12 protein-coding genes are annotated in these 12,969 nt (G+C 62.7%); 8 read left to right on the top strand and 4 right to left on the bottom strand.

Annotated elements, in window-relative coordinates; all coding sequences use genetic code 11:
• Nucleotides 1-347 precede the first annotated feature (347 nt).
• The 4 genes from IE191_RS20540 (at nt 348) to IE191_RS20525 (ending at nt 7,865) form a co-directional block, all read left to right on the top strand.
• A complete protein-coding gene (locus IE191_RS20540) occupies nt 348-2,063 on the top strand; it encodes a hypothetical protein (RefSeq protein ID WP_191326304.1) in 1,716 nt (571 codons plus the stop codon).
• 5 nt (nt 2,064-2,068) lie between these two features.
• Nucleotides 2,069-3,487 carry a hypothetical protein gene (locus tag IE191_RS20535; protein WP_191326303.1) on the top strand — a complete coding sequence of 473 codons (1,419 nt, stop codon included), beginning with the start codon at nt 2,069-2,071 and terminating at the stop codon, nt 3,485-3,487.
• A gap of 326 nt (nt 3,488-3,813) precedes the next feature.
• Nucleotides 3,814-5,667 carry an AAA family ATPase gene (locus tag IE191_RS20530; RefSeq protein WP_191326302.1) on the top strand — a complete coding sequence of 618 codons (1,854 nt, stop codon included), beginning with the start codon at nt 3,814-3,816 and terminating at the stop codon, nt 5,665-5,667.
• A 281-nt stretch (nt 5,668-5,948) separates the two neighbouring features.
• The gene (locus IE191_RS20525; protein ID WP_191326301.1) at nt 5,949-7,865 is read left to right on the top strand and encodes a P-loop NTPase fold protein; all 1,917 of its coding nucleotides are present in this window, start codon (nt 5,949-5,951) and stop codon (nt 7,863-7,865) included.
• Nucleotides 7,866-8,071: 206 nt separating this feature from the next.
• On the opposite strand, the gene IE191_RS21400 is transcribed toward IE191_RS20525, so the two are convergent.
• Nucleotides 8,072-8,359, bottom strand: a complete 288-nt coding sequence (locus IE191_RS21400) for a barstar family protein (RefSeq protein WP_373299351.1) — start codon at nt 8,357-8,359, stop codon at nt 8,072-8,074.
• 9 nt (nt 8,360-8,368) lie between these two features.
• Between IE191_RS21400 and IE191_RS21280 the strand changes: the two genes are divergently transcribed.
• The gene (locus tag IE191_RS21280; protein ID WP_268249464.1) at nt 8,369-8,500 is read left to right on the top strand and encodes a hypothetical protein; all 132 of its coding nucleotides are present in this window, start codon (nt 8,369-8,371) and stop codon (nt 8,498-8,500) included.
• 76 nt (nt 8,501-8,576) lie between these two features.
• On the opposite strand, the gene IE191_RS20515 is transcribed toward IE191_RS21280, so the two are convergent.
• The 3 genes from IE191_RS20515 to IE191_RS20505 all read right to left on the bottom strand — a co-directional run bounded on the left by IE191_RS20515 (nt 8,577) and on the right by IE191_RS20505 (nt 10,240).
• Nucleotides 8,577-9,017 carry a hypothetical protein gene (locus IE191_RS20515; protein WP_191326299.1) on the bottom strand — a complete coding sequence of 147 codons (441 nt, stop codon included), beginning with the start codon at nt 9,015-9,017 and terminating at the stop codon, nt 8,577-8,579.
• A gap of 223 nt (nt 9,018-9,240) precedes the next feature.
• Nucleotides 9,241-10,032 carry a type I methionyl aminopeptidase gene (gene map, locus IE191_RS20510; RefSeq protein WP_191326298.1) on the bottom strand — a complete coding sequence of 264 codons (792 nt, stop codon included), beginning with the start codon at nt 10,030-10,032 and terminating at the stop codon, nt 9,241-9,243.
• Between the two features lies 1 nt (nt 10,033).
• Nucleotides 10,034-10,240 (bottom strand): ParD-like family protein, encoded by a 207-nt coding sequence (locus IE191_RS20505; protein ID WP_191326297.1) that lies wholly within the window; start codon nt 10,238-10,240, stop codon nt 10,034-10,036.
• Nucleotides 10,241-10,613: 373 nt separating this feature from the next.
• Between IE191_RS20505 and IE191_RS20500 the strand changes: the two genes are divergently transcribed.
• The 3 genes from IE191_RS20500 to IE191_RS20490 are packed head-to-tail and all read left to right on the top strand — an operon-like array spanning nt 10,614 to nt 12,930.
• Nucleotides 10,614-11,783: an AlbA family DNA-binding domain-containing protein gene (locus tag IE191_RS20500; protein WP_191326296.1), complete on the top strand. Its 1,170-nt coding sequence runs from the start codon at nt 10,614-10,616 to the stop codon at nt 11,781-11,783.
• Nucleotides 11,780-12,451: a GIY-YIG nuclease family protein gene (locus tag IE191_RS20495; protein ID WP_229815731.1), complete on the top strand. Its 672-nt coding sequence runs from the start codon at nt 11,780-11,782 to the stop codon at nt 12,449-12,451. The genes IE191_RS20500 and IE191_RS20495 overlap by 4 nt, the downstream gene beginning before the upstream one ends.
• Entirely contained in the window at nt 12,448-12,930 is a 483-nt protein-coding gene (locus IE191_RS20490) for a glycoside hydrolase family protein (protein ID WP_191326295.1), read from the top strand. The genes IE191_RS20495 and IE191_RS20490 overlap by 4 nt, the downstream gene beginning before the upstream one ends.
• Nucleotides 12,931-12,969: the final 39 nt, after the last annotated feature.

The following is a 12,969-nucleotide window of genomic DNA, read 5'->3' as shown; positions in this document are numbered from 1 at the left end:
GCCTTGGGAATCCCAAAAATCACACTTCTGCCAAAGTAGTGCTAGGCCGTAAACTCATAAATAGCACCCCCGAGGTTTGCGGCCAAAGGCCCCGTTGCGAGGAGAAAGCGCGCAGGAATATCGACAATATTTCCAGTGCTTTCGACGCTGCGAGGGGGCCTTTGGGTCAAACCGTGAAGCGGCGCCAAAATAGCTTCCATCTCAGCCCAAAGTGCCCTTGCAAAGGCCACCAGCCTTCGCGGTAGTCACTTTGGCCCGATATGTTCGCCATTTTGGCGCCTCGGGGGGGTTATTTATGAGTTTGTGGCCTAGTATTATAGTCGCGTCGCGACTATCTTCGCAGAGCTATGCCACAACATATCTTCTTCTCCTGGCAGATCGATCGATTGCCCCTGACCGGACGCAATCTGATCGAGCGCGCGCTCGGCGACGCGATCTTGGCGATCCAGGCCGATGCCGAGATCGATCCGGCGCACCGCGAACTGGCGATCGACCGCGACACCAGTGGCGTGCCCGGCTCGCCGCCACTGGTCGAGACAATCTTCGCCAAGGTTGATGCCGCCACCGCGTTCCTGTCCGACCTGACCTATGTCGCGACCCGCGCTGACGGCCGGCTCACGCCCAACCCCAATGTCCTACTCGAACATGGATGGGCACTGCGGGCGCTTAGCTGGCGGAGGGTCATTTCGGTAATGAACGTCGCCTATGGTTCGCCCGAGAACTGTCCGTTGCCGTTCGACCTGCAGCATTTCCGGCGTCCGATCCTCTACAACTGCCCCGATGACGCCGACGAGGCGACACGGCGCGCGGCCCGCGGTGCTCTGGCAGCAGCGCTTAGAGATGCCCTGCGGGCGATCTTGAATGACAAGGTGGCTGCTGCACCAGCGGCAGCACCGGCCGAACCGCATCCGCTCGATGTCGAACTGCTGGGCAAGGTGCGCGACCAGTTTCCGGTCGGGCTGCAGCGTTTCTTCCATGACCATGATTTTGGCCAGACATTCCGTCGCGACATTCTGAACCCGCTCTACGAAATGAACGAGGACTGGCGCGGCGCGCGGTTCGAGTTCCACGATGGCGCACTGCAGGCGGCCTGGGCCGAGATGCGCGGGAGGGCGGAAGCGCTCGGCAATCTCACCGGCAAATATCTTTTCGTACTCGACGCCAATCTCGCGCTCTGCTCGCCCAAGACCGACGAAGATCGTCGCCGTGGCACCCAGCCATCGACCGTTCGCAATGTTGGTGAACTAAATGAGGCGGCGGCCGCCTTCGCCGGCGCGCTCGACGCCTTTGAGCGCGTCGCACGAGATCGCGTGCGGGTCGCTGCCGTGGCGGTCCCCGCTGCGCCCACTGCCCCGGTCGATCCATGGGGAGCGGCGAAAGCACTGCTCGAACGGCTTGGCAATGACGGGGTGACCGGACGTGTCCCGGGCATCGTAAGCAAGCCGAGCGTTACGATCAGGCTGGTGCCTTCGATTGTTGCTGACCGCCCGCGTCTTGTGCCGGCGCAGGTCGTCAGGGCGCAGATGCGGTTTGCGCCTGACGTCCACGCGCGCGTCGTGACAGATGCCGATGGTGATCAATGGTGGAGCGCCGACGTACCGCGCGGGGTCGGCAAGCCCAATGCGGAGTCGCGCTGGCGCATGCGGCTCGTGCGACCGGGCGCGATCGAGTTGGAGGCGACGATTGGATCACGGATCGATGATGATCCTCAGATCATGGTCGATGGCCGCGACCTTGAAGGCCGCATTGTCGCGAGCGTCGAGCGATTGGCGGTGTGCCTGGCCGAAGTAGGGCTCGGCGGCCCGGCGCTGCTGGCGATCGGCTTCGAAGGCGTCGAGCATGTCGAGCTGACCCGCGCGCGGGGTGGCGGTCGCCCGATCCGGCGACCTGGCTTTTCGCTCCCCGTCGTCGAACTGGCGGCCCCCCTCGCGCAGCCCGGCAATCAGCTGAACGAGGTCTTCGACATCCTATGGCAGACCTCGGGCTGGGGCGACGGTTCGCCGTCCTTCGGACGCAATGTCTGGGATGGCTATGCCGGCGCCGGCGACGCCGTGGCACACTAAGTAACATGATCGAGGTTCCCCTCGGCAGGTTCGACATCTATGCCCTCGCACTGCCTCGCGGCCATGGTTTTGGCGACCAGATCCCGCACGAGGCGTGGGAAACCGGCGACGGCAAAGCCCTGGCCATCATCACGCGCCACGCCGATCATGGGGATCTCGGGCTTGTCGTCATGCGGCGTCGGACCGACGGTGTCTGGGCGACGACCTGCGATCTGCTGGGTCTTGAGCATCTCGACGCGGTGCGCGATCGCGCGCGGATCGAACTGCGCGAGGGTGAGCCGCCACAACAAGTGCCACCCGGCATCCAGCGACGGACAGCGCTGTATGATGTGGAAGGACGCGAGCCGAGCGAGATTTTCAGGATGCTGACGGCGAAGAGCCATCGCAATGTCGCCTGGCTGCTCAACCAGCTCTATCTCTCGCTGCCGCGTCCCGATCGCAACTGGGCCGCCGACTGCCAGACCGGAAACTTCCATACCCGGCTCTGGGAAGCGCAGCTCCTTGCTTCGTTCCGCGAGCAAGGCCTGCTGTTGACGCAGCCCATGGAGTCCCCGGACTTCCGCATCGAGAACCGCAAGGGTGGCACCGCTTGGGTCGAGGCGGTCACCGCCAATCCGCAGGAGCGTTTTGAGCCGGTTGGTGCCATGCCGTCGATCCAGCCCGAGGAGAATGAAGAACTGTTCTCCGGAACGGCCGCTCTGCGTTTTGCCAAGACCATCGGCAGCAAGCTGCAGCGTCGATATGCCGAGATGGACCATGTCGCAGGACACCCCTTCGCAATCGCGATGGCCGATTTCCACGCGCCGGGTTCAATGGTCTGGAGCCGAGAGGCCCTGCTCGGCTATCTTTATGGCTTCGGCGCAGAACCGATCGAGATCAACGGCAAGCGCGTCGCCGCTGGCTATGAGGTCAAACGCCTGCTTGGTCCCTCGAAATTTCCGGCAGGGCTGTTCCGCAATGATGCCCATGCCGAGCTGTCAGCGGTCATCTTCACCAACGCCTGCGCGCTCAGCAAATTCAATCGCGTCGCGCTGACCCGCGGCATGCAATCGCATGTTGGCCGCTATGTGCGATATGGGCGCTTTTATGATCGCAAGCCCGGCGCGCTCGAAGGCATTCCCTTCTGCTTCGATGTGCTCTCCGACGACTATCGTGCGCTCTGGCCGCAGGGTTGGGAACCATGGTGCGCCGAACTGGAAGTCTTTCACAACCCGTTCGCGCGGCATCCATTGCCGACCGAACTGCTCCCAGAGGCCAGCCACTGGCTGGAAGTCGATGGCGCGATGGACTGCCGCCACTACTATGACACCGGCATTCTATGGTCGCGCTCACTGATCATAGCCGCCGACGATCCAATGCCGACCTATGAGACCTTGCCCGCGTGGCTCGAGGATCTCGCGCGTCGACGCGCAGCGCGCGAATGACGGCTCTTGTCAATTCGCGACGTTCGCGTCGCCAAAACGAACGTCGCGATCTGGTCGGGTGCCGTCAGCACCGGGACGCGGCGTCGTGGGACAAACCAGCCTTTTACAGTCATCGCGCCGAATGTCGCGTAATGGCGCGAGCGGTCATTTGAGAACTTTTGCATTCGGTTCGGACTTCAGCAATCCGAGCATCCTTTGACAGCAGAGTGTGCCCCATCCAGTCTCTGATCGCGTCTCGGTCAATCGCGATGCCACGGGGGGGGCGGAACCAGCATTGCTATTTGTGCCTGAACACGATCCAATCTTGTACCAAGGTTGGAGGATGCATGCGGATTCGGCTCGATCAGATCACGATCAGATACTTCAAGCGGATCGAGGCGCTCACGATCGACTTAAAGCCGGTCACCGCGCTGGTCGGCGGCAACACGAGCGGCAAGAGCAGCGCGCTACAGGCGGCACAGCTCGGCGTCTCAATCCTCCAGGCGGCGCTGCGCAGCGTGAAGGCCGACGGCACCCCGGACTTCGCCGGCACCGTGTCCAACGACAGCGTCCTCTTCCGTCCGACAGAGCACCTGCTGGACCTGCGCCGTGGCGACCCGGCGACACAGAAGCTCGGCTATTCGATCACATACAGCGGAGTGGATCTAGACAGCGGCGCGGACAAGTCGCTGACGATCGAGGTCCGGCGCGGCAAGAACGCGAACATCGCCATCAACCGGATCGGCGACGACTACTTGGCGGCAGTGCTCGCCGATCCCGACACGCCCTTCTCGATCCTCACGCCCGGCCTCTCCGGCATCCCGATGCGCGAGGAGTGGCGCACGAAGGGGGCCATGGACGCCGCCGTCATGCATGGCGACGCCAACCTCTATCTGCGCACCGTGCTCGACCACCTGTTCACCCGCGATCTCGACGAGATGGCCAGGGCCGCGTGGAGCCACAACCGCGACATCGGCGTGCTGCCCGAGAGCCGGTGGAAGACCTTCTGCACCCTGCTTGATCGCTGCTACCCAGGCGCACGTGTGATCGTGGCGCACGATCAGATGCGGGACCGCTACGTGCGGGTCGACGTGGAGGCCACCGACTCCCGCGTCACGCTCGACATGGCGTCAACCGGCATGCTGCAGGTGATCCAGATCATCGCATACGCCTGCTTCTACGCCCCGCCCCTGCTGCTGCTCGACGAGCCGGACGCCCATTTACACGCCGACAGCCAGTCGAGGCTATACGAGGCGCTCCGCGGTGTCGCCGCCGAGACACATACCCGCATCCTGTTCGCCAGCCACTCGCCACAGCTGATCCAGCGGCTAATGTATGATGCGGACGCCGCCGTCGTCTGGATGGCCGAGGGAGCGGCGGTGCCCGTCGACGAGACACAGCGGCCGGCGATCCCGATCCTCATGACGCTGGGCGCGCTCTCCGCCGGTGCCGACGCCTTCGACCCCGCGCGCCCTGTGATCCTCATGACCGAGGACAAGAAGACGAAGCCCGTCACCGCGTTGGCGCTTGCCAACGGCGCGCCCCCAAACCTCGCCGTGATTTCCTACAACGGATGCGGCAACCTGCCCGCCGCGCGCCTGCTCGCCAGCATGATCACCGACATGCGGCCCGACGCGCGGATCATCCTCCACCGCGATCGCGACTTCCGCACCCAGCCCGAAATGAATTTCGAGATCGCGACCGCAGCCGCCGAGCGCCAGCGCAATGGCGTCACCCGCGTGACCGAGGTGTTCACGCCCTTCAACGACGTCGAGCATTCGTTCGCTCAGGCGGGACATCTGCAGGCCAGGTTCCCGCAGATCGCGCCCGATGTCATCGACGCCGCGATCACCGACGTCACCGCTTTCAGGCGCGATCAGCTCGTCGCCGCGGCCCACACGGCGCGGGGCCAGATCAAGACGACGGTCTATGATTCCCCACGCAAGCGCGGGAAGCAGGAATGGGCGCAATGCAACATGCCTGCCGATCCGCCACCCGTCGGAGGCTTCGTGCCAGCCAACGGCCTGGTCCCCGTGGCCTTCGAGCATAGTCACGGCAAGTTGCTGATGGACGGCCTCCGCCCTCGTATCCATCAGTTGGTAGGCGGTGCCACACAGGACTGCGAGGACAGCATATACTTATCTTCAAATCATCTTATAGCACCGAATTGGATAGACGCGTTCAATAATACACAACCTTGAACGTCAAAGCAAATGTCAATCTGCCATCATATAATATTTGACATGGAGACTGATCATTGGTAGAATATCTCATCAGTTAGCGGAATACTTCGCAAGATGCCGGTTCGAGTCCGGTCGGGTCCACCAGTGGGGGCCTGTAGCTCAATTGGGAGAGCGGCGAATTGTTAGCAGGCGGGGTGCTCCCTTTGGGTCGAGCGCCCCGTTTCCGTTTGTGGCGGAATCATTCCTACGAAGTGTTCGTCGGCCTTCAAATGCACACGCTCAGTATCCATATTCGCTGGATGAGCGACATGACCGTTGAACCTGAAGAAGCGAAGCGCGATGCGCGGGTGGTCAACGCGGCGATCGAGCGGTTCCTCGCCTACTACGTCGATTCTGCGCATCCGCTCGACTATGCCGTCCTGATCGGCGGCCCCTGGGGATCGGGCAAGACCCATCTCATCAAGAAGTTCCTCGCGGACACGGACGCGAAGCCGCTCTACGTCAGCCTCTACGGCATGACGTCGGTGTCGCAGATCGAGGACGAGTTCTACCGCCAGTTGCACCCCGTCCTCTCCCATCCCGGCATGAAGCTGGCCGGCGCCGTCTCCAAGGGGTTGCTGAAGGCTGCCTTCAAGATCGATCTGAACAACGACGGCAAGGACGACGGCACCCTCAGCCCCTCCATGCCCGACCTCGACCTGCGGACAGGCCTGGACGATCCCCGCGGCCGTCTGCTCGTCTTCGACGATCTGGAGCGCTGCCGCATCCCCGTCGGCGAGGTGCTCGGCTTCATCAATGCCTATGTCGAGCACGAGAAGCTCAAGGCCATCATCATCGCCAACGAGACGAAGGTGATGGAGGGCGACGCGACCTATCTGGAGATCAAGGAGAAGCTGATCGGCCAGACGCTCGAAGTGCTGCCCGAAACGCAGGCCGCGTTCGATGCCTTCCTGGGCCTGATCAACGACCAGCGGACCCGCGACTTCCTGAAGGCTCACGCCGACGTTGTTCTTGCCGTCCACGCCGAGGGCGGGCGCGGCAACCTGCGCACGCTCAAGCACGCCATGTGGGACTTCGAGAAGTTGTCCCGGCATTTCGCGCAGCGCCATTGGGACGCCCCGGCCAGCATGGCGAAGGTGCTCAAGGGCGTGCTGGCCGCTTCGATGGAGCGGCGGGCCGGCAAGATGACCGAAGACGATCTGACGCGGCTGGTCGGCAGCACTTTCCACCGCATCTTCCGGAAGGAGGCCAGCGGCCAGACGACTGCGGCTGACGAAATCGACGCCCGCTACAAGCAGATCGACTTCGACGACATCGTCCTGCCCGTGGCCGTGATTGGGGGCATGCTCTTCCGCGGCGACGTGGATGGCGACGCGATCCGCGCCGGCCTCGATGCGAGCAGCGACTTCGTCCAGCCGGGCGAGCAGCCGCTGTGGCATCGCGCGCACCACACCTTCTTCGAGGACGACGACGAGGCCGATGCTGTAGCCACTCAGGTTGAGGAGGCGTTCGCTTCGCGATCGGTCAAGGACCGGGGCGAGCTGATGCACCTGTTCGGGGTCCGGCTGTGGTTCTCGACCCTCGGGCTGATCGATCGCGACCGGCAGCAGGTCGTCGATGAGGGGCTGGCCTACATCGCCGCGCTGGAGGAGGCGGGCGAGATCGTCGAGATCGGCCGGAGCCCGTTCGATCGAGACAATTCATTCTTCCAGACTCGCGTGATCGACGACACGACGCCGGAATACCGAACGCTGGCCAATGCCTATGGCGAGGCGTCGAACCGCGTGCGCCGCTCCAAATACCTGTCTATCGCGCACGAGTTGATGCGTCGCCTGCCCGACGAACCCGACGACGTGCTGCTCGACATGGTCATCAACAACGTCCGGTCGGCCCCCTATTTCGATCAGCCGGTCATGACCGCCCTGCCTCCGGAATACTTCGTTGAATGTGTTCTTAGCTGGCCGCCGAAAATCCAGTCGCAAGCGCTTGAGATACTGCACGGCCGGCACGAGCTGCGCCACGGCGACATGCTCACCAGCGAGCGCGCGTGGGTGACAAGGGTCGAGAAAGTGCTGATCGCGGCGCTTCCGAAGCAGCGCCCCATGAGCCGCGAACGCCTGCGCGCTGCGATCGCTCGCAACCTGACGTCGCTCCGCCCAGAAACTGAGCTGAACGAATTAGCAAACGGACCTGAGTTAGAGGAGCAAAATTCATGATAAAGCCGCGAGAGTAGCGAGGTGCATGGCTGGTTTCGGCAAACAGCCGACGATCTCCCTTCCCATCGGGACGACTTGTTATGGTCGCGAGCCGCCTTCATAGCGGCCATTCAGGCGGCTGAGTTGGCGCGCCGGGAGCGGTCATTCGTTTATCCAGGTCGATGGGCTCATGAATGGCTTGGGGTGGTGGTTAGCCGACGATGAATCTACGCCAGTTCGATAGACGTTTGCGTCGCTTCATCTGCGATCTGACGGAGCCCAGCAAAGAGGGATAGACCGTTTCGAGTACGAAGCGTGGCTAGTCGTTGCGAATGCAAGAAGACGAGCTTTACCGGTCCAGGCCAACCAGGGCTGCCATATTCGACAGCGTCCCAGAAGGCATCGAGATTGCGCCCAAACACGGCTGCATTTGCGGGGTTCACGGCGTCGACATAGCGCTGCCAAACCTCGTCCGCAGATTTCGCTCCCTCGCAATCAATGTAAATGGTCCGCATCAACGTTGAATGGCGCATGCGGCGAACCTCCGCAACTGGGCGCGAGCCAACCATCTGCACATCGCGCCGCGATCGCCTCTAAAGAAGACGTTGCAGGGCCTCGAGGCCGAGCGCGAAACCGCTCGTTCGTTCATCTTCTGATGATAGGCGGCGAACGGCGGCTGACAGTTCGGTCGTATGCATCGCCGATCTGCGACAAAGCGGGGGAAGCGGACAGCTAGTGACCGACCAGCACGGCCTCTTTTGCCTTTCCGTCCATCAGCGCGGCGATAGCGATGCGGAAGTTCTCAATCTCGGGATAGTTCGTTTGAAAGGTCGTACGAACGCAGTTCCGCGGCGCGCCGTCACCATTTTCCACGTAATCTCGCAACCAAACTTGGACCGACAAATTACCCCGCTTGTCTGCGGGAGCAACTTCAACGCTCACCACGAGTGAGTCACCTTCCCATGGTTCGTAACCCCAAGCGGCCTTGATCGGAGCCTCTGGCGGAATTGGATACGCGGATAAGTCCTCGCCGAACTCCTTCACATCCTGCCACTGAACCCAGAAGCCCCCATGTCCTGCAAACTTATCGCCGATGACTTTTACGTCTAGCCACCCGAAGTCGTCGTTCGGATCGCCGCTAAATTGATAGCTGAAGGAAAGGCTCGTGTTCATTCGAGCTTTTTGGCGTTCAACGCGAATGTCCGCAATCGCGTCGTATCCGGAAAGCCGGGTTTTTGCTCGAGGATGGCGATAGCCGCCGCCAGTAAGTCGGCGACACGCTCGGGGGATTGCCGCCGCGAGAGCGGACCTCCAGGGTTTCGTGCAGCGGCCGCCAAAGCGACCGTTTGTTCATACCACACTTTCGGGCTTTCGTTTCCGGGAACCCCGGGGCGCATCAAGCCGGGATTAAGCTGGCCCTGCCCAACAGGCTCTTTTCATTGCTGCGTTGGGTAAGCACCTCAAACCCGTCCTGCGTGACCGCGATAGTATGCTCGAACTGGGCAGACAGTTTCCCGTCGGCAGTCACCACCGTCCAGCCATCATCTCTGGTCACGGTCCTGTGGGTGCCCTGGTTGATCATCGGTTCGATGGTGAACACCATGCCCTCGCGCAGAGGCAGGCCTCTGCCCGGCTTGCCAAAGTGGAGAACCTGCGGCTCTTCGTGCATTTCGCGCCCGATGCCATGGCCGCAATAATCCCGAACGACCGAGTAGCCGTGTTTCTTGGCATGGCGCTCGATGGCATGGCCGATGTCTCCAAGCCGCGCGCCGGGTTTCACCTGGGCGATGCCTTGCCACATGGCCTCCTGCGCCACGCGGGTGAGCCGTTTGGCAGCAGGCGCAACTTCGCCGACGAGATAGGTCTTGCTGGAATCCGCGATATAGCCGTTCTTCTCAAGCGTGATGTCGAGGTTGATAATATCCCCGGCGCGGATCACCACCGAAGTGTTGGGCACACCGTGGCAAACCTCATCATTGATCGAGCAGTTCAGCACATAGGCAAAGCCATATTGCCCCTTGCTGGCCGGGCGGGCGCCAAGATCGACCGTGATGAAATGTTCGACCAGATCGTTGACAGCCATCGTCGTCATGCCCGCCAGAGGTTGCTGATCCAGCATCTCGAAGACGCGGGCCAGCAATTGGCCGGAAATACGCATCAACGCGATTTCATCCGGGGTTTTGACCATGTCAGGCGGCGGCCAGGTCGGGAACACGGACCTGCGCTGCCGCAAGCTGCGCCTTGACGATCTCGTTGAAAGAGAGCGTGGGGTTGGCCTCGGCCAACATGCCCAGCTTCATCCAGAATTCGGCCTGCGCGTTGATCGAGCGGCACATCACCGCGCTCGCCTTGCGGACTTCCTCGTGCAGATCCTCGCCGATTTTCACAATGCCCATGAAGATATCCTTTGCGCGCGATATGAAACGTATATGTTTCATATCGCGCGCATCTGGTCAAGACCGCCTCTAAAGCCGCCAATCGGGTGGCTTGGCCGAGGCATCGGAACCCGTCGTACATTCACGCGGACCTCAGCACTGCGGAAAGACGAGGCTTGGGACAAAGCGGTCGATCCGGCTGGGCGGCTCGAATGTCCGGACCTCACAGAACCCGACATTCGCCGGCGTAGCCTCTAGCATTCCTGAAAGAGGTCATAGCAGGGTCGGTCACCCTGGAGAGGGTGGCCGACCCTGCCTCACGCGTTCCTTGCTTGTTCCCGGAGGGCGGTGCGCTAAGATCGGCGGTGAAACTATCGAGGAGCGGCACAATTTCATGGTGACCGACGCGCAACAACCAGGCTGGGCAGATGCCGCACTCGCCGATGAAATCGCGCTGTCGCAGCTTGCGGGCGAGACCCAGACCGTAGAGTTCAAGGCGCAGTTTCCCAAGCAGCTAACCGATCTCGGTAAGGAGATCGCCGCCTTCGCGACGAGCAATGCCGGTACCATCTTGCTCGGCATCGCCGATGACGGCTCGGTAACCGGGCTCGAAGGCTGTGAAGAGCGCAGCGCCCGCCAGGCGCTCGTCGCGCGGATCGAGGGCGTTTGCGCCAGCGGCGTCAAGCCGGCGGTCACCCCAGCAATCCGCTTCGCGGTCGTAGAGGGTCAGGTGGTCGCGGCGATCGAGGTGCCCAAGGGCAAGGCACCGGTCTATTATTCCGCGAACATCCCGTATCTGCGCCAGCTGACCGCCGCCCGCCCGATGATGCCCGACGAAGTGGTCGAGGCGGTCCTCGCATGGGATCAGGCACGGCGCGGCGAGGAGGCAAGCCCGACGAACGACTATCTGTCGGCGATGACCAATATCCTGGTCGATGTGATCGTGCGCGCGAGCGAAATCGAGGTGCGCGACTATGGCGCGAGCCTCGACGAGACGCGCTATTATCTTGGCGCGTATGCACGCCAGCTGCGCGATCTGGCGGCGCAGGCGCCGGAAGATTGTGCGGGCATGGTCGCGCCGATACGCGCGCTCGCCGAGCAGCTCGACATCGCCGCGCATGAGGAATTGACGCTCGGCTCCGGATTCGACGAGATGAACGAGGCCGCGCGCGCGGCGGTCGAGCAGGCCCGGGCAATCACTGCCGAGTTCCTCAAACCGGAATATTTCAACCCGCAGACCCGCACCGGCCTCGACGACAGTCTGGCGGCGCTCGTGCGCCGGCACGACGATCTGACCCAGCGGATCGACGCGCTTGTCGCGCGCTGCAAGCTTGACGAGCTGCGCAGCGACGCCGGTAGCAACGGCCTTGATCTGCGCAAGATCGGAACGTTTCTCGCGATATTGGGCGATCCCGAACGCGGTGCGGCACTCGGTGCGATCGGCGCGCGCCTGCGCGAGATCGAGGCCCGCGAAACCTATATGGACGGCGGGCGATCGCAGCAGGCGGTCATCGACGATCTGCGGGCCGCGAATGCGGCGTTGCAGGCGCTGGTAAGCGCATGACCGGCAGCGCAAATTGGCCAGCGATGTTCGAAGATGACGCGACGATCGCGAAGTTGCTGGCGCCGACGCAGCTGGCAACTGGAGAAATGGCAGCGGGCCGCACTGACGGCGCACCACGCTCGCCAGGCATCTACGCCTGGTATTTCGATGCAATCCCCGCCGGGATCGATGCCGCCGACTGCCACCGTGCCGGCGACTGGACCCTGCTCTATTGCGGCATCTCACCGAAAAAACCGCCGCTCAACGGGCGACCGCCGAGCCGATCGCATGTGCATCAGCGGCTGCGTACGCATTTCGGCGGCAATGCCGCCGGATCGACCTTGCGACTCACGCTCGGCTGCCTGCTCGAAGCCGAGATCGGCACGATTCTGCGGCGCGTCGGGACCACGGGACGGCTGACCTTCACCAATCCGGGCGAGCAGCTGCTCGACGCCTGGCTGCACATGCATGCTCGGGTGGCGTGGGCGACCCATCCTGCGCCGTGGGAGCCGGAGAAGAAGCTCCTCGCCAGCGGTTTGCCCCTGCCCCTTAATATCAACGGTAACCCGTGCGCGGCTTTTACCGGACAGCTCTCGGCCCTCAGAAGTGCGGCAAAGCGCCGGGCGGAGGCGCTGCCGTTGATCGGTGACAGTGGCGGTCCGCGCCGCGCGGTCGGGGGCCGGCGGTGAGCGACGGCGGCGAAGCACCAATCTGTCTTGCCTGTGTCGGCGATCCGCATCTGCGCGCGCGGCTACTGACTGGAGTCCGCCATGCGACCTGCGATGAATGCGGCGAGGATGGCGCGGCGGTCCCGCTCGCGCGGCTGGCCGAGGAAATCGATGGGGCATTTCAGGATCATTTCGAGCTGACGCCCTATGAGCAAAGCCCGAGCGCTGCCGACATCTTCGTGCGGATCGCCGGGCTCGCACCTGATCTCGCATGGCGGGTCGAGGACTATCTCCGCGAAACGCTGGAGAAGGTCGCTGAGCGTGAGGACCGCCCGAACCTCTATGATTATTCGACCGGCTTTGCGCCCGCAGGAACGCCATTGTTCTGGCAACATGCCCGCTGGGACCGCTTCTGCGCGATGCTCCGCACCAATGGCCGTTATTTCAACCGTGAGGCTGAAACATGGCTCGATGAGGTGTTGATTGCCACTGAGAAGTGACCCGGGATTTCCATCGAGAATTGACCCGGTTGGATATGT

Origin of the sequence: Novosphingobium pokkalii (genome assembly GCF_014652855.1) — a bacterium.
Lineage (GTDB): Bacteria > Pseudomonadota > Alphaproteobacteria > Sphingomonadales > Sphingomonadaceae > Novosphingobium > Novosphingobium pokkalii.
This window is presented reverse-complemented; position numbering and strand designations above follow the sequence as displayed.